The sequence below is a fragment of the Collinsella sp. AM38-1BH genome (assembly GCF_003467545.1).
Lineage (GTDB): Bacteria > Actinomycetota > Coriobacteriia > Coriobacteriales > Coriobacteriaceae > Collinsella.
The window spans coordinates 66,268-87,319 of record NZ_QSHC01000008.1; the positions used below are offsets into that span (position 1 = coordinate 66,268).

Annotated in this window: 17 protein-coding genes and 1 riboswitch; of the genes, 7 read left to right on the forward strand and 10 right to left on the reverse strand. The window is 60.0% G+C overall.

Annotation, left to right across the window (positions count from 1 at the left end):
- Positions 1 to 51 precede the first annotated feature (51 nt).
- The 3 genes from DW870_RS04955 to DW870_RS04965 all read left to right on the forward strand — a co-directional run bounded on the left by DW870_RS04955 (position 52) and on the right by DW870_RS04965 (position 5,774).
- Positions 52 to 2,055 (forward strand): translation factor GTPase family protein, encoded by a 2,004-nt coding sequence (locus tag DW870_RS04955; protein WP_117877076.1) that lies wholly within the window; start codon positions 52 to 54, stop codon positions 2,053 to 2,055.
- Between the two features lie 94 nt (positions 2,056 to 2,149).
- Positions 2,150 to 3,268: an AAA family ATPase gene (locus tag DW870_RS04960; RefSeq protein ID WP_117877078.1), complete on the forward strand. Its 1,119-nt coding sequence runs from the start codon at positions 2,150 to 2,152 to the stop codon at positions 3,266 to 3,268.
- On the forward strand, positions 3,261 to 5,774 hold the full coding sequence (locus DW870_RS04965) for an excinuclease ABC subunit UvrA (RefSeq protein WP_199573605.1): 2,514 nt from the start codon (positions 3,261 to 3,263) through the stop codon (positions 5,772 to 5,774). Before DW870_RS04960 ends, DW870_RS04965 begins: the two co-directional genes overlap by 8 nt.
- Before the next feature lie 40 nt (positions 5,775 to 5,814).
- On the opposite strand, the gene DW870_RS04970 is transcribed toward DW870_RS04965, so the two are convergent.
- The 7 genes from DW870_RS04970 to DW870_RS05000 form a co-directional block, all read right to left on the reverse strand.
- Positions 5,815 to 6,915 (reverse strand): AAA family ATPase, encoded by a 1,101-nt coding sequence (locus DW870_RS04970; protein WP_117820870.1) that lies wholly within the window; start codon positions 6,913 to 6,915, stop codon positions 5,815 to 5,817.
- Between the two features lie 144 nt (positions 6,916 to 7,059).
- Positions 7,060 to 7,659, reverse strand: a complete 600-nt coding sequence (locus DW870_RS04975) for a tRNA (cytidine(34)-2'-O)-methyltransferase (protein WP_117769845.1) — start codon at positions 7,657 to 7,659, stop codon at positions 7,060 to 7,062.
- Positions 7,660 to 7,754: 95 nt separating this feature from the next.
- The gene (locus tag DW870_RS04980; RefSeq protein WP_117635529.1) at positions 7,755 to 8,885 is read right to left on the reverse strand and encodes a GTP-binding protein; all 1,131 of its coding nucleotides are present in this window, start codon (positions 8,883 to 8,885) and stop codon (positions 7,755 to 7,757) included.
- A gap of 86 nt (positions 8,886 to 8,971) precedes the next feature.
- Positions 8,972 to 9,313 (reverse strand): arsenate reductase family protein, encoded by a 342-nt coding sequence (locus DW870_RS04985; protein ID WP_117769844.1) that lies wholly within the window; start codon positions 9,311 to 9,313, stop codon positions 8,972 to 8,974.
- 11 nt (positions 9,314 to 9,324) lie between these two features.
- On the reverse strand, positions 9,325 to 9,948 hold the full coding sequence (locus DW870_RS04990) for a flavodoxin family protein (RefSeq protein WP_117769843.1): 624 nt from the start codon (positions 9,946 to 9,948) through the stop codon (positions 9,325 to 9,327).
- Between the two features lie 74 nt (positions 9,949 to 10,022).
- Positions 10,023 to 11,552 carry a diguanylate cyclase domain-containing protein gene (locus DW870_RS04995; RefSeq protein ID WP_117769842.1) on the reverse strand — a complete coding sequence of 510 codons (1,530 nt, stop codon included), beginning with the start codon at positions 11,550 to 11,552 and terminating at the stop codon, positions 10,023 to 10,025.
- Positions 11,553 to 11,679: 127 nt separating this feature from the next.
- Positions 11,680 to 14,397 (reverse strand): EAL domain-containing protein, encoded by a 2,718-nt coding sequence (locus tag DW870_RS05000; RefSeq protein WP_117848240.1) that lies wholly within the window; start codon positions 14,395 to 14,397, stop codon positions 11,680 to 11,682.
- 324 nt (positions 14,398 to 14,721) lie between these two features.
- On the opposite strand from DW870_RS05000, the gene DW870_RS05005 reads away from it, so the two are divergent.
- A complete protein-coding gene (locus tag DW870_RS05005; protein ID WP_199411352.1) occupies positions 14,722 to 15,591 on the forward strand; it encodes a patatin family protein in 870 nt (289 codons plus the stop codon).
- 112 nt (positions 15,592 to 15,703) lie between these two features.
- On the opposite strand, the gene DW870_RS05010 is transcribed toward DW870_RS05005, so the two are convergent.
- Genes DW870_RS05010 through thiM form a run of 3 tightly spaced genes read right to left on the reverse strand, consistent with a single transcriptional unit; the run spans position 15,704 to position 17,580 of the window.
- Entirely contained in the window at positions 15,704 to 16,399 is a 696-nt protein-coding gene (locus tag DW870_RS05010) for a thiamine phosphate synthase (RefSeq protein ID WP_117769839.1), read from the reverse strand.
- Positions 16,396 to 16,737 (reverse strand): thiamine-binding protein, encoded by a 342-nt coding sequence (locus tag DW870_RS05015; protein ID WP_233504607.1) that lies wholly within the window; start codon positions 16,735 to 16,737, stop codon positions 16,396 to 16,398. Before DW870_RS05015 ends, DW870_RS05010 begins: the two co-directional genes overlap by 4 nt.
- 3 nt (positions 16,738 to 16,740) lie before the next feature.
- On the reverse strand, positions 16,741 to 17,580 hold the full coding sequence (thiM, locus tag DW870_RS05020) for a hydroxyethylthiazole kinase (protein ID WP_117769838.1): 840 nt from the start codon (positions 17,578 to 17,580) through the stop codon (positions 16,741 to 16,743).
- 51 nt (positions 17,581 to 17,631) lie between these two features.
- Positions 17,632 to 17,742, reverse strand: a riboswitch (TPP riboswitch).
- Positions 17,743 to 17,905: 163 nt separating this feature from the next.
- Here thiM and DW870_RS05025 point away from each other — a divergent pair.
- The 3 genes from DW870_RS05025 (at position 17,906) to DW870_RS05035 (ending at position 21,010) form a co-directional block, all read left to right on the forward strand.
- Positions 17,906 to 18,814 (forward strand): HAD-IIB family hydrolase, encoded by a 909-nt coding sequence (locus tag DW870_RS05025; RefSeq protein ID WP_117769837.1) that lies wholly within the window; start codon positions 17,906 to 17,908, stop codon positions 18,812 to 18,814.
- 10 nt (positions 18,815 to 18,824) lie between these two features.
- On the forward strand, positions 18,825 to 19,721 hold the full coding sequence (locus tag DW870_RS05030) for a LysR family transcriptional regulator (protein WP_117769836.1): 897 nt from the start codon (positions 18,825 to 18,827) through the stop codon (positions 19,719 to 19,721).
- Positions 19,722 to 19,876: 155 nt separating this feature from the next.
- On the forward strand, positions 19,877 to 21,010 hold the full coding sequence (locus DW870_RS05035; protein WP_233504606.1) for a 5-methyltetrahydropteroyltriglutamate--homocysteine S-methyltransferase: 1,134 nt from the start codon (positions 19,877 to 19,879) through the stop codon (positions 21,008 to 21,010).
- The last annotated feature ends 42 nt before the right edge of the window (positions 21,011 to 21,052 follow it).

The window sequence follows — 21,052 nt, forward strand, 5'->3', positions numbered from 1 at the left end:
AACGAGAATGCCCGTTGCCGCGTGCGATGGGCTCGCAATAAGAGGAGAGCCATGTCGAAGCAAGCTGTCGTTGGAATCTTGGCGCACGTCGATGCCGGCAAGACCACGCTGGCCGAGGCCATGCTGTTCTGCGCGGGTCGCATTCGCAAGCGCGGCCGCGTGGATGACGGCGACTCGCACCTGGATACCAACGCTATCGAGCGCGAGCGCGGCATCACGATTTTCTCGTCGCAGGCAGTGCTCGATCACGGAGATACCCACGTTATGCTCGTGGACGCTCCCGGCCACGTGGATTTTTCGGCCGAGGCAGAGCGCACATTGCGCGCGCTCGACTACGCGATTTTGGTTGTAGGGGCCAACGATGGCGTGCAGGGACACACCGATACCCTGTGGCGTCTGCTTGCGCGCTATGACATCCCGACGTTTATCTTTATCAACAAAATCGATCTGGAGAATCCCGGCCGCGATGTTTTGCTGGCACAACTTGGGCAACGTCTATCCGAGGGCTGCCTCGATGCGAACGAACTGCTGGCGGGCGGTGCCGCTTGGGAGGACGCTGCCGCGTTGGACGAGGCAGCCCTCGAGGAGTTTCTTGAGACGGGTGAGCTTTCCGTCGCAACGCTGTCACGTATGGTTGCCGAGCGCAAGCTCTTTCCCTGCTTTGCCGGCTCGGCGCTCAAGGACCAGGGCGTTGACGAGCTGCTGGATGGTATGTGCACGCTGATGCGTGAGCAGGCGTGGGCCCCGGAGTTCGCCGCGCGCGTCTATCGTGTCAGCCGAGGCGTTCGCGGCGAGCGCTTGGCATGGGTTAAAGTGACCGGCGGCACGCTGCACGCCAAACAGCTGATTAACGGACGTTCCGGCGCCGAGGCATGGGAGCAGAAGGTCGATCAAGTACGTATCTATAACGGCGAGAAGTATGAGCTTGCCCAAGAAGTTGCTGCTGGCGGTATTTGTGCCTTGACGGGTCTTGCGCACGTTCGCCCGGGGGATGCCTTGGGCGCGGAGCCCGGGTGCGATGCACCCGTCATTGCGCCGGTCCTCACCTATACGGTGCTCCCGGGCGAACACGGTGTCCATGCGGTGTTCAAAGCGCTGACCGAGTTGGCGGACGAAGACCCCATGCTCGGCGTAAGCTGGAATACGCATCTTGAGCAGATTCACTTGCAGTTGATGGGCGCCGTGCAGCTCGAGGTCGTGCAGCGGGTGTTGGCAGATCGCTTTGGCCTTTCGATTGAGTTTGAGTCTGGCGGCATTCTCTATAAGGAGACTATCTCGCAGCCGGTCGAGGGCGTGGGCCACTTTGAGCCGCTGCGCCACTATGCCGAGGTGCATTTGCGCCTGGAGCCGTTGCCAGCGGGTTCGGGCGTGCAGTTTGGCACCGTGACCTCGACCGACGAGCTCGATCTTAACTGGCAGCGTTTGGCACTCACCAACGCCATGGAGCGCGACCACCTGGGTGTGCTGACTGGCTCGCCCATCACCGATGTGCGCATTACGCTCACGGGCGGCCGCGCGCATGCCAAGCACACCGAGGGCGGTGATTTTCGCCAGGCCACGTACCGTGCGATTCGCCAGGGACTCATGCAGGCGCGTGAGGCCGGCGCGGCGGTACTGCTGGAGCCGTGGTATCGCTTTGAGCTCGAGGTACCGGGGGAGTGCGTGGGCCGGGCGCTCTCGGATGCCACACGCATGGGTGCCGAGTACGAGCCGCCGACGATGGCGGGAGACCGGACAAAGCTTGTGGGTCGCGTGCCAGCATCCGAGGTGCAGGATTACGCGCTGGAGGTGGCCGCCTACACGAGCGGTCGCGGGCATCTGTACCTGGAGTTCGCCGGCTATGCGGCTTGCCATGATGTCGAGCGCGTCATCGAGACTGCCGCCTATGAGCCCGAGGCCGATCTGCCCAACACGCCCGACTCGGTCTTTTGCTCTCACGGCGCCGGTTACACGGTCAAATGGTACGACGTACCCGCCGCGGCACACGTAAAGGTCGATCCCGCCACCTTCCGCCCCTGGCGTGCAGCAGACGCGGAGTTTTTCGGCCACATGTGACAAAGGGGCAGTTCCTTTTGTTCCATGCTATTGGTATAACTCGGTATAAGTTGGTATAACTATTACCAGGGTTTGCCAATCCGAGGAGGCCGACATGAATCCAAATCCCTTTAAGCCAACGGCAGGCAAGCGGCCTCCGATACTCATCGGTCGCGAGTCGGTTATCGAAGATTTCGAGGAAGGGCTCGATAACGGCGCCGGAGCGCCGGGTAGGCTCATGCTCATTACGGGAAACCGCGGCTGCGGCAAGACAGTTCTCCTGCGGGAGCTGCAACGTCTGGCCAGTGAGCGCGGATGGGCGGTTGTCTCCGATTCCGCTTCGCTTGGCTTATGCGACCGCTTGGCCGACGCGCTTCGCTCGAATAAACCCGTTGTAACGTCAATGGAGTTCGGTCCGTCATTTGGGCGGATGTCAGTCGAGGCGGCGCGAGCAAAGGGCGAGACGTTGCGAGGGCTGGTCAACGAGCGCCTCAAGAAGCTCGGTCCAGGCAAGGGCATACTGTTTGCGATTGACGAGGCTCAATCTGCGTCTATCGAGGAGCTGGCGGCTCTTGCCGTTCTCTATCAACAGGTGCTCGGAGACCAGGATGCCACGGGCTTGTCCGATAGCGACCAGCGCGGCCTTGCGCTTGTTTTTGCCGGCTTACCCAGTATGGTTGACGATCTGCTCGAAGAGCCGAGCGTGACGTTTTTGCGGCGTGCCCAGCAGCGTACGCTGGGGGCGATATCTTTGCCCAAGGTGCGCGATTCGTATATCCAGACGGTCAAAGACGCTGGTCTTTACGTTGACGCGGAGACGGCGGACCTTGCGGCGCGCAAAAGCATGGGGCATCCCTATATGGTTCAGCTGGTGGGCTATTACATGTGGCGGTCTGCTGTCCGGCGTGGCTCGCAGGTCATCGAAAGGCGCGATGTCGAGGATGGCCATGCGGATGCCGCCTCCGAGTTCTACGAAGCGGTCGACGCGCCCCTGTATTATGGATTGCGCAGTCCGCAACGCCTCTTTATCGAGGCCATGGCTGCTGACGAGGGTAAACCGACGCGTATGGCGGATATCATTGAGCGCTGCGACCGTACTCAGAGTTGGGCGAGCAAATATCGCGCAAGCCTGATTCGCGAACGCGTCATCGAGGCTGCCGGATACGGTCTCGTCCGGTTTACCGTGCCCATGCTGGGCGAGTACATTCGCGATCGAGTTTTATGGCATGAGTAGGGTGATAAAGGTGACGGAACAGAAGATGAGCCCGCAGGCTATCGAGGTGCGTGGCGCGCGTGTCCATAACCTTAAGGACATCGATATTGATATCCCGCTGGGAAAGCTCGTGGGTATTGCCGGCGTGTCGGGTTCGGGCAAGAGTTCGCTGGCACTGGGGGTTCTTTATGCCGAGGGCTCGCGTCGCTACTTGGAAGCACTCAGCACCTATACTCGACGTCGCCTGACGCAGGCCGAGCACGCCCAGGTGGACGAGGTATTGCACGTACCGGCGGCCCTCGCATTGCATCAGCGCCCCAGCGTGCCGGGCGTGCGCTCGACCTTTGGTACCATGACCGAGCTCAACAACAGCCTGCGTCTGCTCTTTAGCCGTTGCGCCCATCACGTGTGCCCGCACTGCGGGGCGCGCGTGGAGCCGAGCCTTAACGTGGCTGCGGGCCTGTCGCTCACGTGCCCTGCATGCGGTCGCGAGTTCTACGCGCCGAGTGCCGAGGACCTTGCCTTTAACAGCGGCGGTGCGTGTCCCACCTGTGGTGGCACCGGTGTCATGCGCGAGGTGGACGAGGCGAGCCTGGTGCCCGATGAGTCAAAGACCATCAACGAGGGTGCGGTCCTTCCCTGGGGCACGCTCATGTGGGATCTGATGAAGCAGGTGGCAGGCGAGATGGGCGTGCGTACCGACGTGCCGTTTAACCAGCTCACGCCTCAAGAGCGCGACATCGTGTTCCACGGCCCGGCGGTTAAAAAACACATTCTCTACGTGCCCAAAAACGGCGAGGGCGCCACGCCGCTCGACTTTACCTATTACAACGCCGTCTATACCGTTGAGAATGCGCTCGCCAAGGTCAAGGACGATAAGGGCTTAAAACGCGTTGCTCGCTTTTTGCGCGAGGGAGCATGCCGCGATTGCGGTGGCACGCGTCTCTCCGAGGCTGCGCGCCAGCCCCAGGTGCGCGGTATCAATCTGGCGCAGGCGGCGGCCATGACGCTGGGCGAGGCGATTGAGTGGGTGCGCGGGGTGCCCGCATCCTTGCCGCCCGAGATGCGGCCCATGGCGACGGATATCTGCGATTCGTTTTTGAGCGCGGCCCGTCGCCTGGTCGACTTGGGCCTCGATTACCTTTCGCTCGATCGTGCTGGCGCCACGCTCTCCACGGGTGAGCGCCAGCGCGTGCAACTTGCTCGCGTGGTGCGCAACCGATCGACAGGCGTGCTTTATGTGCTGGACGAGCCTTCGATCGGCTTGCATCCTGCCAATGTCGACGGCTTGGTAGGCGTGATGCGCGATCTGGTGGATGACGGCAACACCGTGGTTGTTGTCGACCACGACACGCGCGTGCTGGCGGAGGCTGATTATCTGGTCGAGATGGGCCCCGTTGCCGGAGCAGGCGGCGGCAACGTGATCGCTGCTGGTACGGTAGACGAGATCGAACAATCGCAGGGCAGTCGCATCGCGCCGTTTTTGCGCTCAGAGTCCAAGCGCTTGCGTCCGCAGGTGACTGACGACGAAATGTTCGACCAGGGCCATATCCGTATGGCGACCGATACCATCCATACCGTCAAGCCGCTCGAAGTCGATATCCCGCGCGGCCGCCTTGTCGCGGTAACGGGCGTTTCGGGTTCGGGTAAGACGACGCTCGTGCTCGAGACGCTCATCCCGGCGCTTAAGGCACAGGCAGCTGGCGAGCGCTTGCCACGCCATGTGCGCTGGATCGATGCCGAGGGCATCGCCCGTGCCAACCTGATTGACGCCACGCCCATCGGCGCCAACGTGCGCTCGACGGTGGCGACTTATGCCGACATCCATGATGAGTTGCGCCGCGCCTTCGCCCGTACGCCCGAGGCCAAGGCGGCCGGCTACAAGGCGGGTGCCTTTAGCTACAACACCGGCGCCTTGCGCTGCCCTACGTGCGACGGCACGGGCTCGATATCGCTCGACGTGCAGTTTTTGCCCGACGTCGAGATCGTCTGCCCGGCATGCCGTGGTTCGCGCTACGCCGAGGCCGCCTCGCATATCCATCGCGAGGGCAAGGACGAGAGCCTGCTTACGTTGCCGCAGCTCATGGACATGAGTGTGGACGAGGCCCTCGACGCCACGGTGGGGCTCAAAAAGGTGCAGGCGCGCTTGCAGACCTTGCACGACCTGGGCCTGGGTTATCTCACGCTTGGCGAGCCCACACCGGCGCTTTCGGGCGGCGAGGCACAACGTCTTAAGCTCGCGAGCGAGATGGGCCGCGTGCAGGATGATGCCGTATTCGTATTTGATGAGCCCACGATTGGCCTGCATCCGCTCGATGTTCAGGTGTTGCTGAGCGTGTTTGACGGCCTTGTTGCCAAGGGCGCCACGGTTGTCGTGATCGAGCACGACCTCGATCTTATCCGTAACGCCGATTACGTGATCGACATGGGCCCGGGCGGTGGCGATGCGGGCGGGCAAATCGTCTGCGCCGGCACGCCGGCGGATATCGCGGTCTGCTCCAAGAGCATTACCGGACGCTACCTATAGACAACAAGGCAAAGGGACAGCCCCTTTGCCTCATTGACTTCTATTTCACGCATTGAGCCGTGAGATAGTCGCGGAAGAATGGCAATTCAAATGCGACGAGCCCTCGTCCTCGTTCTCCGATGATGCCGGCATCTATCATGCGGCGTCGGTAGCGGGAGACCTGCTGTGGCGAACGCTTAAGGCGCTCGACAAGGTCAGCGGTGGTGGACTCTTCCTCGTCATCGAGCATGGCGATGAGGAATCGCTTGTCCTCTGCAGTGAGTTCCCGATAGGTTGCCGCGAGGATTCGGTCGTCCATCTCGTCGCGCGCGATTTTGATTCCCAGGTCAAAGTCGCGTGACGAGATTTCCTTCGAATCGCTTGTGAGATCCCAGGCACGGTAGCCTACGAGTTGCAATAGGAAGGGAAAACCAGAGATCGAGCGAACGGCTCTATCGATTCCCTCGACATCTGCCAGGCGATCGTTTTCCTGGATCGTGCGAATCAAGGCCTCGCGTACGTCATAGTCGGCAATGCGACCCAGATGATATTGTTGGGCGCGGCGAAGGAACGAGACCGTCTTGTGGTTCAGCAACGTCGAGACGTTGTTGGGAAGCCCCGCCATGAGCAGCGCGACGCGTTTCCCATCGGTCACAAAGTGCTGATACGTCGCTGCGAGCTGAATCATCTCGTCGAGTGTCGGGTCTACCTCGTCAACCGTGACGAGCAGACCGGTGCCCGCCTCGTTGAGCTGGTCGATGATGTCGCTCATGCGATAACGCCAGGTTGAGGCATCGTGAACGCGATTGACCTCGATGCTGCCGAGCGGTGCAATTCCGAGACCGGTGACTTCGAAGTGGCTGGACGAGTCGATGAGATGGGCTGCGGCGCGTTTCGCCCCGAACTCGATTTCCTCAAGCATTCCCGGGAGCGCGGTCGTCTTTACGGCTATCCAGCCGTGGGATTCCGCCCTTGTCGCGAGCGACGACATGAGAGCGGTTTTACCGGTTCCACGCGCGCCTGAGAAGATCGAGGTCAATTCTGGGCGCCTGCGCTGGCTCAAGAAGGCGCGGTCCAAATCCCGAATAATCTGTTGTCTGCCAGCGAGATGGGCAGGAACCTCGCCAAAACTGGGGGTAAACGGGTTCTCGAGATATTTCACAAGGCTCTCCTTTCACACCGCCGTTTAATTTCATTTTACTTTAGTTAATTCTGATTAAAAGTGATGGCTCTTTATCTAGAGCATCAATTAGGCGTGTGTGCCGTCGGCGTGGCGCTTGAATGTGACAAAGGGTCAGTCCCTTTGTCACATTCCCGGAAAGCCTGTTTGGCGTAGGGCTTCGTAGAGGACGATGGCGGCGCTGTTGGAGAGGTTGAGTGCGCTGATGCGGTAGTCGTCCGGGTTGACGAAGTTGCCGCAGATATCCTGCTGAAGGATGGTCTCGTGGCTGTCCTCGGTATGTCCGAGCGATTCCTCGTGAGCTTCCCAGGCCTCGGCGTTATCGAGTGAGTCACAATCGCGCAGCATCGGGATGCGCTCGCAGCGCTCGGGCGCCGCGGCAAGCAGTGGCTCGGGAATGCCCGAGCTCTCGCTGCCAAAGACCAAATAGTCACCGTCGCGGTAGGTGCTTTGCGCATAGGTGCGGCGTGCCTTTTTGGTCAGCAGATGCAGATGGCCATCGGCGGGGGAGAGGCCGTTGCGCGCAAGGAAATCCTCCCAGCCGGCATAGGTCGTCACGTCCAAATTTTGCCAGTAGCCCAGACCGGCGCGACGTACCGTCTTGTCATCGAGGGAAAACCCCAGCGGCTCCACCAGATGCAGATGGGCACCGGTGACCACGCAGGTACGGCCGATATTGCCCGTATTGGCCGGAATCTCGGGCGCATACAGCACGATATTGAACATGAATCTCCTTGGCTCAGAACGAAAAACCACCACGAAGGGCACCTTCGTGGTGGTTTGGCGGTTACGTAGGCGGAAAAATGCCCGCTTGGATAAACCTAGGCGCGGTGCCAGTCGGTCAGGCAGGCATCGAGGGAGGCGATGAGCGCATCCTTGTCCATGTGACGGCCGATGATGCACAGGCTTGTCATGCGGTCGCCCGTCTCGTCGTCCCAAATCTGCATGATCTCGGGGTTCTCGTCGATAATCTTCTGCTTCTCGCCCTCGGGCGCAGAGTCAACGAACAGACCGTTCTCCATCAGGCGCATCTGGTGGCCGGCCTGCTCGAACATGTAGCACATGTCCGGATCGCCGGTCTGCCACAGCGGACCCTTGACGCGGATGACCTCGTCGGGCCACTCCTGCTCAACAAAATCGGTGAACTTCTGCAGGTCAAACGGCTTGCGGCGCGAGTACACAAAGGTCTCGATGTCGTACTCGAGCACCTCAGGGTCGTCGTGCTCCTCGGGATGCTCCATGGCCTCGATCCAGGCGGCGGAGTTGTAGGCGCGCATAAAGTCGAAGCGGTCGGTATCGAGCAGCTCCTCCATGGGGACCTCGCCGTTTTGGGCCTCGACGATCACGGCGTCCTTCTGCAGGCTGCGCACGATGGCCTTGAGCTCGGCGATCTGCTCGGGCGTTACGGTATCGGTCTTGTTAAGGATCAGCGTGGAGCAGAACTCGATTTGCTGGATGAGCAGGCTTTCGATGTCGTCCTCGTCGATATCCTCAGCCAGCAGGTCGCGACCGCCGTTGAACTCGTCGTACATGCGGGCGCAGTCGACCACGGCCACGATGTTGTCGAGCGCGAGCTTGGGCTCGCCGCCCACCTTGGCCTCGTCGCAGAAGCTCGAGATGGTGTAGGCGATGGGGATAGGCTCGCAAATACCCGATGCCTCGATGATGATGTAGTCGAACTTGCCCGAATCGGCAATGCCCTGCAGCTGGTTGGCCAGGTCGTCCGAAAGCGTGCAGCAGATGCAGCCGTTGGTGAGCGGGATGAGGTCGTCGGTCTCGGAAAGGCCGCCGTCGGCGATAAGGCTGGCGTCGACATTGATCTCGCCGATATCGTTGACGATCACGGCGGCGCGGATGCCGCCGTCGTTAGCGAGGATGTGGTTGAGCAGCGTGGTCTTGCCGGCACCGAGGTATCCGGTAAGCATGATGATCTTCACGGGTTTGTTGGGCATGTGCCCTCCTTTGTTAGACATGGCTTACAGTTGAATCTTATGCCAAACGCCTGCTCTTATACCCACGCGCCGGCAAATAACACAGGCTACTCCCAGGCTCCCCATACATCGGGGCAATAACCGACGGTGGCCTTTTTGCCGTTGCGCACGATGGGCTCGGCTAGAACCTGCTGGTTTTCGAGCAGTTTGTCGAAGCGCTGGCTAGGGGTGAGGTGCTGGATGAGCGCGAGCGTCTCCTCGTCCTTGGCCTTGGGGTTGAGCAGCTTGTCGATGCCGCCGACCGCCTGCATCACGCTCGTGAGCTCGCCCTTGCTCATCTCCTTTTCCCTAAGGTCAATAAACTGCACCTTAATGCGGCGCTCCTTAAAATAGCGCTGGGCCTTCTTGGTATCGAAAGACTTTTTGGTTCCAAAAATCTGGATATTCATGCTCCGCCGCTCTATCGAATGAAGTTGGTCGTTGCTCGATCTGCCTCGGGTGCGTTGATACCGGCGGCCTGTCCTGCCTCGATACAGCGCAGGAGCCAGGCCATGTTTTTGCCGATGTTTCGCATGGTGGCAAGGCCCTCGGCATCCCCATCGGCGTCGCCGGGCACGCGGCCAAACACGTTGTTCCAGTAGGTGGAGGCAACCACAGGCATTTGCTTAATGGTGAAGTACTTGTTGAGCACATCGAACGTGGTCGACGTGCCGCCGCGACGGGCGACGGCGACCGCGGCGCCGGGCTTGTGCTCAAAGGCATGCCCGCCTGCATAGAAGGCGCGATCGAGGGCTGAGAGGATGCGTCCGCTGGGATGCGCATAGTAGACGGGGGAGCCAAAGACAAAGCCATCTGCCTGCTCGGCGGCAGCGATGAGCTCGTTCACCACGTCGTCGTCAAAGGTGCAGCGACCGCCAAGCTTGCCGCACTGGCCGCAACCGATGCAGTCGCGAATGGGCTTGGCGCCCAGCTGGAACACCTCGGTATCGATGCCCTCGGCGTTGAGTTGCTCGGAGACCTCGGCGAGTGCGCGGGCGGTATTGCCGTTTGCCTTGGGACTGCCATTGACCAAAAGAACCTTCATCACAAACTCCCTCTGCTGTTGGTGACTTCTGCAGAGGATTATCGCACGATGGGGGAGGCGGTGCGGGCGCGGTGCTAATCCAGTTTGGTACCTGGCACCTGCACGGCTTTACCGAGCAACGCTTTGAGCTCGTTCAAAATGGAAACGGGCTGTCGATTGACAGCGTCCAGATGAAGCGTCGCCACACGAATGGGCGGCTGATATTCAAGCGAGCCGATGAGCACGGGAGAACCCAGGAATCGTTCGATTTCGTTTGCGAGCTCGTCGATTGCCTCGGGGCCGAGCTCATCGAAAAGCGCCACGAACATTGGTCCCGTCGAGCGGAACAAGCGACCCTTGCCGCGCGAACAGTCCATGAGGCAGGCGGCGCTTTCGGCGAGCACGCGGTCGCCTGCATCGAATCCAAAGCGGGCATTGACTTCGGCGATATCGTCGACCTTAATGGCAATAAAGCCTGCCTCGCGCGCCACGCGGCGCATCTCTCCAATGGCGTTGACCAGGGCGTGAATATCGCCCAAGCCGGTCACGGAATCGGTCGTATCTGCCAAGCTTCGGTTGATGATAATGCCCACATACATGCCGGGCTCGGTATCGGTGCCGTCCAAGCGGTAGCCCGTGCAGTCGCAAAGCACGTATTTTCCGGTGGCATCCATTACGCGATACTGCATGTAGTGGAAGTGCCATGTGCCGTTTATCACCATGTCGAGCTCGGCACGTACGTTGTCGCGGTCCTCGGGATGAACGCGGGCGAGCCACATGTCGAGTGAGTTAAAAGGGTGCTGGGAGGGCAGGTCAAAATCGCGCACGGCGTTAACCGACCATTGCGATTCTCCCGTATCGAGATTGAGGATAAACGGATAGCGCGTCTCGGAGCTCATGGAGATCGCTTGGAACACCCGGTCGTTGCAGGGAAGCTGATCGACGATTGGGCGTTGCGGCGCGTCATCGTCTTTCGGTTGCTGCACACGATGCATAAGCTTATAGCGATACATCTTGCGATCGGCATCCATCGTCATCTGGCGACGCGTGTCGCCAGCAAGTGGATCGACGCGCGAGCAGCCAAAGCTAAAGCTGCCGATCATGGGCGCCTTGCCACCTGAGCTCGCCTCGATCAGCCTGGTACGTACCTGCTCCAAGCGCTGCTCGAGTTCAATCTCGTTTGCGGAGGGCGAGATGAGCACAAACTCGTCTCCACCGATACGGAACAGCATCTCATCGTGCTCCATGGTTTCGGAGAGCGTGCGGCAGATGCTCAGAATATAGCGATTGCCTTCGGCGTGGCCAAACCTATCGTTGCAATGCTTGAGATGGTCGATGTCAATATAGGCGCAGGTGAAGGGGTCGCCTTTGCGCCAGAGTTGCTCGACGTGACGGTCGAATCCGTTGCGGTTGCCCAAGTTGGTGAGCGGATCGATATAGGCGTTGCGCTCAAGCAGCTGGCGCTCTTGTTGCAGGATGGCATGCGTCTTTTGCAGTTGCTCACCAACGGCGCGTAGCTCAGCAGGCAGCGCGGCAACATCGAGTTCGGCGGTCGAGACGCCGTTCGCAAGTCGCTGAAGATAGGCAATAATCGATTGCTCGCCCAGGCGATATGACTCGTTCATGATGGATAACCTCCTTGGGCGGAACAACGGTTTGTATCATATCCCCAATTCGGTTTGAATTGGGGATATAAGTTAGCTAATGGAGACAAATGCCCCCTTCGACGGTGGCGTTTTGCGCGCGAGCGTATCAGTTGTTATTGCCACCATCGAGCAATGCCTCAAAATCCTTCGCAGGCATGGGGCGGTAGTAGAGGAAGCCCTGAGCGTAGCGGGCGCCCATTTGTCGTAGCATGTTTGCCTGCTCATTTGTCTCGACGCCTTCGACCACGACGGGCAGATGGAGCGACTGCGCCATTTCGAGCATCGATGAAATGATTTGCGTGCTGCGGCCTTGATCGCGGTCGGTGGGCACAAAGGTGCGGTCGAGCTTGATGACGTCGACGTTGACGTTCTTGAGCATCGCGAGCGTGGACTGACCGGTGCCAAAATCGTCCATATAGGTCGAGAAGCCGCGGGTGTGCAGATCTGCGGTCAGCTTATCCACGGCCTCGGATTCTCCCGTATAAGCCGTCTCGGTGATCTCGATACGCATGAGCTCGGGCGGTAGGTTGTATTGGGCGGCGAGCGCCCCCATATGTTCGGCAACGTCGCAGGCAAGGATATCCACGCGCGACACATTAAGCGAGACCGGAACCACGCGAAGACGGCGATCGAGACGCTCGCGAAGCCATATGGCGACACCCTGCCAAATGTACTTGTCGAGCGTCACTACAAAGCCGCTTTCCTCGAGTGCGGGGATAAACGTTGTGGGCGAAATGAGAGAGCCGTCCTTGTCAATCCAGCGGGTGAGTGCTTCGGCGCCAATAATCTCGCCGGTTTCCATATCGACCTGGGGCTGAAGATAGTACGTGATGCGACCATTTGACAGCGCGTACTGGAATTCGGTCAGCGTGCGGTGGAACGCGACTTCGCGCTCGTACTCCGCGGGGCGGAAAATAGCAATGCGCTCCTTAAAGTCGTTTTTTGCGCGTCGATTGGTAAACATGGCCTTTGCCTGCGCATCGATGGTGATTTCCTCATTGGAGTCGATGGGGTAAACGCCCATGGACGGCCAAAAACCTACGCCGTCATCATGTCTGGCTACGGCCTCGCGAACGCGGTTGTAGATTTGATGGACGGTGATGTGCTTAAAGGGGATGAGTACACAAAAGTCATCTTGGCCCCAGTACCCTGCGACGCCCATATCGGCATTCTCGATGTCCTTGAGGACCGTGCCCACATCGGCGAGTACGCGGTCGCCCTCGGCCTGGCCGTGCCATTCATTAAACAGGCGCATGTGGCCCATGTCGACTGTGGCGATGCACCAGGTGCCGTTGCGCCTTGCCTCGAGAAATGCGTTGGCGCGCCGCATAAACTCGCTGGGTCGATAGAGGCCCGTGAGCGAGTCGATACGTTCAGCTATGGCGCTTTTGCGCTCCGCCTCGGGTATGGGGAGGCTGTCGTTGGGAACAAGCCCGCCGGCCGTGCGAAGGCGACGGTCGAGTTCGCCTAAAACGGCGGTCGCTTGATGGGTTAAGTGCTCGTAAAAGGCCGGGACGACAAGGCAGACGGGAGTAATGGTGTCGCCTGCGATTCGAACAGGAGCGAAAACGGCTTCTTTAAGGTGGCGGGTCAGTTGCTCGAATGCCTCGTGGTCTAGTTCGTTGCTGAGCACGACGAACTGGACGCTTCGTGAACGGTAGACCCGGCTCCTGCCGCGGGTGATCGACAGCATGCGGCCTGCGTATTCGGCAAGCATGTTGTCGACAGCCTCGGCCCCGTAGAGCTCGTTGAGTTTTGTCGTGCCACGAACGCGCACCGCTATAAGCCCTGTCTCGCAACGATCGCGGCGGCAGGCGTCGATGGCGTTGACCAGCATGCGCTGCGTTCCGAGGCCTGTGGCAGCGTCGACGGTTTCGGCAAGTGAGTGGTTGACGAGCTCGCCGACATAGAGCGAGGGGACATTTCCGTCGCCGTCGATACGAAACCCGCGAGCACGGCAAAGGACGTAGTCGCCGACGGCGTTGCGCACACGATACTGCATGACGCGACGGTGCTTGGTGCCGTTGTAGACTTGGTCGATGTCGTTGATGCAGGCCTCAAGGTCGTCGGGATGGACGCGCGTTTTCCAGTAATCGCGACAGTTGTCTATGTGCTCCGAGGGAAGGCCAAGATCGCGCAAGGCACCTTGTGACCAAAGGGTGCGATGTTTGTCCAAGTTCTCGATAAAGAAATAACGGCCCTCGTTGAGCATCGAAAAGGCGTCAAAAATACGATCGCTTATTTCGAAGTCGTCGGCGTGGACTTGCGTGATATTGCGTCGATCGAGGTGCATGGCATGACGTAGCTTGTAGTCGTACATGCGATGGTCGGCATCGAGCGTCATGCGATTGGAAGCTTCGCCCAGGGCGGGGTCGGCATGTGACACTCCGTAGCTAAACGAGTGGGGCATCTCGGAATCGTTGTTTTTGAGCAGAACCGTTCGGCAGTGTTTCAGACGTTCGGCGAGGTCGTCCTCGGTTGCAATCGTAGATAGGATGGCAAACTCGTCGCCGCCTATGCGAAACGCCGCTTCGCCCACCTTCATATACAGCTTAAGATAGAGACTTACCTGCAAGATATAGCGGTTGCCCTCGTCATGCCCAAAGACGTCGTTGCAGTGCTTGAGATTGTCGATATCGATGAACGCCATGGTAACGGGGGCGTCCTGCTCCCAGAGCTCCTCGAGGGAACGGGCAAAGCCGCCACGGTTGCCAAGCCCGGTAAGCTGGTCGGTAAAGGCAGTCCTGATCAGATCCTCCTGCCGTTCGAGAAGGTCGCGGACGGTCTTTTCGAGCGTTTCGGTGTAATTGCTGACAGTTTCCATGTTCTAAGCGACTTTCTGAGGTCGGGGCGGATTGCGTCGGGCGAGCTCGTTGTGTACACGCGTCGTTGCTCAGCGCTTTGCATGTATCCAGGCCCCCGCCTTGCCGCGTTGTTGAGTTAATTTGTCGGCTAATGTTCGCTGTTGATAACAGCTGAGTAGTGTAAACAATAGTGCACAATTATATATGGGTGCACATGCTGTGGGCGGCTATTATTCGACAAGCGGTAGCGCGACGATGCGATGTTCGATAAAAATGCGACTGGGACGATATATGTTGACGGGTATACTTGTCCCGTTTTAAAACGCAGGAACGGAGATGGTCGCATGGCACAGTCAAATATGACGCGCACGGTGGGGCTGGCGCTCGAGGGAGGCGGCTACCGCGGTATGTATACGGCGGGCGTGCTCGACGTTTGGATGGAGCACGGTTTGACCTGCGACCATATGGTGGGCGTCTCGGCGGGCGCGGCGTTTGGCTACAACTTTAAATCGCGCCAGATCGGCCGCGCCATTCGCTATAACAAGGCCTATTGCGCCGACAAGCGCTATGCGAGCGTGACCAGCTGGCTGCGAACCGGCGATATGTACAATGCCGACTTTGCTTATCACGAGGTGCCTATCGAGCGCGATCCTATCGACTTAGAGGCGTATCGCACCTGTCCCATGCGATTTACGTGCGTGTGTACCGATATCGAGACGGGCAAGGCCGTCTATCACGATCTGCCGTATGGCGACGAGCGCGATATCGAGTGGATTCGGGCGTCGTCGGCAATTCCCGTGGCGACGCGTCCCGTTGCTATTGACGGGCATAAGTATCTGGATGGTGGCGTGGCTGATTCTATTCCCAGCGCGTGGCTGTTTGCGCAGGGGTATGACCGCAATATCGTGGTACTCACGCAGCCGGCGGGCTTTGTGAAGCAGCCCAACAGCGTGATGCCCATGCTGCGGCGCGTGTTCCGTCACTATCCGGAGTTTGTCGCAGCGCTTGAGCATCGGCATGAGGTCTACAATGCCACGCTCGATGACCTGGCACGTCGCGAGGCTGCCGGCGAGATCTTTGTGGTGCGTCCGAGCGAATCGGTGAAGGTGCCGTCGCTGTGTCGCGAGCCCGATGAACTTGAGCGCATCTACCAGATTGGTCGCCGCGATGCGGAGGCGACCTTGCCGGCACTGGAGGCATATCTGGCAGGGTAGAGGCTGCTGCCGCCATCTCGGCGGAAAGCACATCCCGGAATGGAGGCTCAAACTGGGATGCGCTTTCCATTGCTGAAGATATGAGGCTGCGAATCAGCTGCTCGGCCTAGACTTACGCCTGCTGCCAGGTGTCGACGAGCTCCTTGGCCGCGGCGTAGGGGTCATCGGCGCTGCAGACGGCGCTCACCACGAAAAAGCCGTCGACGCCGGTGGCCTTGAGCTGTGGCAGGTCGGCCGTCTTGACGCCGCCGCCCACCACGATGGGCACGGGGCTTGCCGCGTGGAGGGCGGCCAGGTCCTCAAAGCTCTTGGTGATGATAGAGCCGTCGGCCGCGCGTCCGCAGTCGCGCTTGGTCTCGGTCTCGTGGAGTGGGCCGATGCCCAGGTAGTCGACTAGGCTCATGTCGGCGGTCTTGACGTACTCGAGCATCTCCTCGCAACGGGCGGAAAGGCCCACGATGGCGTTGGGCCCCAGCAGCTTGCGACAGACCTCGACGGGAATGTCGCTCTGACCCACGTGCACGCCGTCGACAGCAATGCCCTGCTCGCGCGCGGCGAGTACGCAGTCCAGGCGGTCGTCAATCAGCAAAGCGACCTGACCGGTCTTGCCGGCCTGTGCGATTGCCTGCGCGGCGTCGCCGGTCAGCGCAATGATCTCGCGGGCGCTTGCCACCTTGGAGCGCACCTGGATGCAGGTAAAGCCGGCGTCGAGTGCCTGGGCCACCACATCGCCCACGGGGCGCCCGAGCGTGTTTTCGGGGCCGAGCACCAGATAGGCCGAGATATCAAGGTTGTCGCGGATACTCATCGTGTTTCCTCCTGCTTTTTGATCTGAGCTTCCATGCGCTCGAGCTTGCCGGTCATGGTGTCGGTAAATCCGGGTCGAATATCGGCTTTGAGCACGACTTCGGTGCGGATGCCCTTGCTCGCCAACACAAAGGTTGCGTCGCGCACGACCTGCATGACCTCGTCCCAGTCGCCCTCGATCTCGGTGAACATCGAGGTGGTGCGGTTGGGAAGGCCGCTCTCGCGAATGACGCGCACGACCTCGGCGACCTCGGCGGACAGCTCATCGCCGGTGCCGCACGGGGCGATGGCCACGGCGACGAGCGTATTCATGCCGGCATCGGTTGCGGGCTCGGACATGGCCTATGCCTCCTCGAGGTCGAGCTGGTTGTTGGCGATGTCCTGGGCGGTTGCGCGGTAGAGCTCGTCGATAAAGGCGACCTTAAAGCTTGCCGGGGCGTCGGCGACAGCGGCGGCACGCGAGCCGGCAACGTTGTAGACGGCGGTGCCGCAGACGGCGGCCGTAAACGGGTCGGCAGCGCAGGCGTACACAGCCAGCACGCCGCCTTGCGAGCAGCCGCAACCGGTGATCTTGGACATGAGCGGGCTGCCGCCGTGGGACTTGGCCACGGTCATGCCGTCGGTGATCAGGTCGACTTCGCCCGAGACCACAACGGCGCCGCCGGTGTAGCGGGCGAGCGCCACGGCGGCATCGCGGGCGGCGTCGACCGTGTCGGTGGTATCGACACCGCGCACGCGGCTCAGATCGGCCGCCTCGCCCTCAAGACCCCACAGGCCGGCGAGCGCGATGATCTCGGAGGCGTTGCCGCGCACGATGGCGGGCTTGTACTGCTTAAGCTCGTTTACCAACTGGGTGCGCAGACTGCCGATGCCCAGACCCACCGGATCGAGCACCCAGGGCTTGCCGGCGTCGTGTGCCGCCTTGGCCGCGCGGGGAATCGTCTGCTCGTAGATGGGGAAGAGCGTGCCCATATTGAGATAGATGGCGCCGCCGCCGGCAACGAGCGCCTCGCCCTCGTCGGGAAGATAGACCATGGCGGCCGATCCACCCACAGCGAGCTGCGCGTTGGCGACAAAGTCGATCGTCACCGTGTTGGTGATGGAGCCGGCCATCGGATTGGTGGTGCGAATCTCCTCCACGGCCTTGACCATATGTTGCTTAAGCTGTTCCGAATCAATCACTGCACATGCCTCCTTGGCATAGAAAAGGGGCGCTGTGCATAGACAGCGCCCCTGTAAAGGCGGCATGCTCCCTACGCCAGCATTAACTGACAGGTTCAAAGGATTGGGCCCCATGCCCTCTCAGCCTTGTGGTTTGCACCGCCGGCACTCCCGCATCGAATCTGTTGTTCCCTATACTAGCGCACCTGCCAAAAAGGGACAGGTTTATTTTGGCAGGTAACAACTGGGACTTTGCGTTTTCCCAGATGAAACCTGCCGAAATAAACCTGTCCCTTTTTGGCAGGTCGGTACAATAGATGGGATTAAGAATGACCGAGGGGACTCTATGATCAAACTTGTGCTGACCGATATGGACGATACACTGATTCCAGCCGGGCATGACGGCGCCAGCGACTACGCCATTGAGGGTATTCATGCCATGCAGGCGGCGGGTTTGCACTTTGGGCCGGTTTCGGGTCGTCAGCCGTCCGCGATGGGCTGGATGTTCAAAAACCGTTCCGGGTGTTATTCGACCGGTGCGTTCTGTAACGGCCAGGTGATGTTTGTTGACGGCGAAGTAGTCGCCTCGCGCGCAATCGACAACGATGCTCTGATGCGTTTGGCCGACTATCTGGAGCAAGAGACCGACGATACATTTCTAAAAGTCTACAGCCTGGGCGATGACTTTTGGGGCAACGATGCCCATTGTGTGACGAGTGACCCCGAGCGCGTTCGTCGCGCCATGGAGTCGGGCGGCAACGCGTGGCTCAAAGGCGAAGAGGCCCCATGTCGTCCCGTCGTCGATGACGCGTCGGTGTTTAAGGCGAATATCTGGAGTGCCCGTTCGCGTGAGGAGCTCGCGGAGCTACGTGAGCGCGTTGCCGCTGAGGTGCCGGAACTCTCGCTTGTGTTTCCCAACAACCGAGTGCGCCTGTTCGACATCCTTCCGGCTGGTTGGGACAAGGGCTGCGCTGCGCTGGAGCTGGCGCGCGCTTTGGGCCTGACGCCCGACGAGGTGGCCGTATTCGGCGATTCTGATAACGATTTGCCCATGATCGATGCCGTTCCTAACTCCGTTGCAGTCGCCAATGCCAACGAGGCCGTCACGGCTGCCGCACGCTGGCATATTGGCGCTGCGGCAGATGATGCGGTTGCCGGGGCTCTGCATCAGATTGCCGCCTGCGCCGCGACGGGGGAGATGCCGTCGTTTATGCGTCAAATGGACGCGGCAGGTTTTGGCGTCACGAACGTCTAGGGAGAAGGCTATGAAGCTCCAGCAGCTCAGATATGTTGTTAAGGTTGCCGAATGCGGTAGCATCACCGAGGCCTCGCGCCGGCTCTTTGTGTCGCAGCCCTCGATTACCGCGTCGATTCGCGATCTCGAAAACGAGATGGGTGTGCATATCTTTGAGCGCACCAACAAGGGCGTCATTGTGTCCGAGGAAGGCGAGACCTTCTTGGGCTACGCGCGCCAGGTGCTCGACCAGGCCGACCTGCTCGAGGGCAAGTACAAAGGCACGTCCGAGCAGGTGCCGCACTTTAGTGTGAGCTGCCAGCATTATTCCTTTGCCGTTAATGCGTTTGTCGATGTGATCCGCGAGTTCGATGCCGCGCGCTACGACTTTACCCTGCGCGAGGAGCAGACCCACGAAATTATCGAGGATGTCGCGCATATGAAAAGCGAACTCGGCATCCTGTATCTGTCGGAGCACAATCGCGAGGTCATCGAGCGCATGCTTGCCGCCAACGAGCTCGTGTTCGAAGGGCTCTTCTGCGCCACGCCGCATGTCTTCGTCTGCGCCGACCATCCGCTGGCGGGCCGCTCCAGCGTGACGCTCGAGGATCTGGAAGACTACCCGTTCCTGTCCTACGAGCAGGGCAGCTACAACTCGTTTTACTATTCCGAGGAGCTGACCTCGACGTTCGAGCGTCGCAAAAATATCCGCGTGCGCGACCGTGCGACGTTGTTCAATTTGGCCATGGGCCTCAACGGCTACACGGTATGCTCGGGCGTGATCAGCCACGAGCTCAACGGCCCCGGCATTATCTCGATTCCGCTCGACGTGGACGAGTACATGGAGATTGGCATCATCACGCGCAAGAACACGACGCTCACGCGCTACGGTCGGGCCTATATCGACGCGATTCGTCAGCATATCTAGGCTGCTGTGCTCCGCACGGTTCAAGTCTCTTTATGACAGTCCAGACTGATATAGGAAGCATCTATATCAAACTGTTATAAACGTATATTTTACGATGACCATATGAGCGCTCATACTCTGTCCCAGTAAAGCAACCAATGCAAAGGGAGATATCTATGAGCACTTCGATTCAACCGAACGCGCCGTTTCGTGCCGATATCGTCGGCAGTTTTCTTCGTCCGCAGGCTGTAAAGGATGCCCGTGCCGCCTATGTCGCGGGTAAACTCGACGCTTCCGGCCTTAAGGCCGTCGAGGACGAGGCCATCCGCGACTTAGTGGCCAAGCAGAAGGCCGCCGGCCTGCAGGTGATCACCGATGGCGAGTTCCGCCGCAGTTACTGGCACCTCGATTTTATGTGGGGCCTTAACGGCATTGAGCGCCGCACCTCACGCACGGGTTATATGTTCCATGACGAGGAGACGACGGCCGACACCGCCGTGGTTACCGGTCCCATTAGCGGCGAGAACCACCCGTTCGTCGAGCATTTTAAGTTTGTCAAGGCGCTTGAGGGGGAGGGCCAGGTCGCGCGTCAAACCATTCCGGCGCCGATCCAGACGTTCTCGGAGGTTACGCTCGACCGCTGCGATGGACAGCAGGAGAGTCTGCGCGCCGTCTACAAGACCGATGAGGAACTTGCCGACGCCATTGCAGCCGCTTATCGCACGGTGATCGCCGACCTGTATGCCGCGGGCTGCCGCAACATCCAATTTGATGACTGCACCTGGGGCATCTATTGCGATACGGACTTTGTGTCCAAGACTGGCATGAGCCCGGTTGACCTGCAAAAGGTGAGCGAGCTGGGCGTGGCGCTCAACAATGCTGCCATCGCGGGCAAGCCCGACGATCTGGTTATCAACACGCATGTGTGCCGCGGCAACTATCACTCCACGTATGCCTTCGAGGGTGGTTACGATCCCATTGCGCCGTACCTGTTCGCACATGAGAACGTCGACGCGTTCTACCTTGAGTTCGATACGCCACGCGCCGGTGGCTTTGAGCCGCTTAAGTACGTTGCTCCCGGCAAGAAGGTCGTGCTGGGCCTGGTGACCACCAAGGCGGCTGAGCTTGAGGACGAGGACGTTATCGTCGAACGTATCCAAGAGGCCGCAAAGTATGTGCCGCTCGAGAACCTGTACCTGTCGCCCCAGTGCGGCTTTGCCAGCTGCGAGATTGGCAACAAGCTGACCGAGGACGAACAGTGGGCAAAGATCGCGCTGGTCAAGCGCATTGCTGAGCGCGTTTGGAAGTAACGTTACCGCTTGCAGGTGACGGCGCGCGCGAGACATGGTGTA

Excerpts from the sequence above, each read along its gene's own strand:
- DW870_RS04955 (WP_117877076.1), top strand. The coding sequence starts at position 52 with ATGTCGAAGCAAGCTGTCGTTGGAATCTTGGCGCACGTCGATGCCGGC.
- DW870_RS04960 (WP_117877078.1), top strand. The coding sequence starts at position 2,150 with ATGAATCCAAATCCCTTTAAGCCAACGGCAGGCAAGCGGCCTCCGATA.
- DW870_RS04965 (WP_199573605.1), top strand. The coding sequence starts at position 3,261 with ATGAGTAGGGTGATAAAGGTGACGGAACAGAAGATGAGCCCGCAGGCT.
- DW870_RS04975 (WP_117769845.1), bottom strand. The coding sequence starts at position 7,659 with ATGTTCAATATCGTGCTGTATGCGCCCGAGATTCCGGCCAATACGGGC.
- DW870_RS04980 (WP_117635529.1), bottom strand. The coding sequence starts at position 8,885 with ATGCCCAACAAACCCGTGAAGATCATCATGCTTACCGGATACCTCGGT.
- DW870_RS04985 (WP_117769844.1), bottom strand. The coding sequence starts at position 9,313 with ATGAATATCCAGATTTTTGGAACCAAAAAGTCTTTCGATACCAAGAAG.
- DW870_RS04990 (WP_117769843.1), bottom strand. The coding sequence starts at position 9,948 with ATGAAGGTTCTTTTGGTCAATGGCAGTCCCAAGGCAAACGGCAATACC.
- DW870_RS04995 (WP_117769842.1), bottom strand. The coding sequence starts at position 11,552 with ATGAACGAGTCATATCGCCTGGGCGAGCAATCGATTATTGCCTATCTT.
- DW870_RS05000 (WP_117848240.1), bottom strand. The coding sequence starts at position 14,397 with ATGGAAACTGTCAGCAATTACACCGAAACGCTCGAAAAGACCGTCCGC.
- DW870_RS05005 (WP_199411352.1), top strand. The coding sequence starts at position 14,722 with ATGGCACAGTCAAATATGACGCGCACGGTGGGGCTGGCGCTCGAGGGA.
- DW870_RS05010 (WP_117769839.1), bottom strand. The coding sequence starts at position 16,399 with ATGAGTATCCGCGACAACCTTGATATCTCGGCCTATCTGGTGCTCGGC.
- DW870_RS05015 (WP_233504607.1), bottom strand. The coding sequence starts at position 16,737 with ATGTCCGAGCCCGCAACCGATGCCGGCATGAATACGCTCGTCGCCGTG.
- DW870_RS05025 (WP_117769837.1), top strand. The coding sequence starts at position 17,906 with ATGATCAAACTTGTGCTGACCGATATGGACGATACACTGATTCCAGCC.
- DW870_RS05030 (WP_117769836.1), top strand. The coding sequence starts at position 18,825 with ATGAAGCTCCAGCAGCTCAGATATGTTGTTAAGGTTGCCGAATGCGGT.
- DW870_RS05035 (WP_233504606.1), top strand. The coding sequence starts at position 19,877 with ATGAGCACTTCGATTCAACCGAACGCGCCGTTTCGTGCCGATATCGTC.